Source organism: Staphylococcus pasteuri (assembly GCF_030547725.1).
Lineage (GTDB): Bacteria > Bacillota > Bacilli > Staphylococcales > Staphylococcaceae > Staphylococcus > Staphylococcus pasteuri.
Window position 1 is genome coordinate 1 of the sequence record NZ_JAUOQO010000998.1, and the last position, 235, is coordinate 235.

Genomic DNA, 235 nt, shown 5'->3' on the forward strand with positions numbered 1-235 from the left:
TCTTTTTAATTTACTAAAATTACATCTATGAGAAAAAATAAACTGTTTGATTTTAGCTTCTTTGTTTAGAACAAACTCATGAAATTCTTCTCTACATGAAAATATAGATATTAGTTCAATATAGTTTGTTTTATTATTATCATATATTTCTCCAAAACGCCCAGAATAACACAAACCATTTAAATCATCGGAGCTTCCACTTACATCAATACTCTCGTTTTTAGATAAATTAATC

At 25.1% G+C, this 235-nt stretch carries 1 protein-coding gene; it reads right to left on the bottom strand.

The window, feature by feature from the left end; all coding sequences use genetic code 11:
* A partial coding sequence (locus Q4528_RS16180; protein ID WP_303522790.1) for a hypothetical protein occupies nucleotides 1-235 on the bottom strand: 235 nt, incomplete at both ends.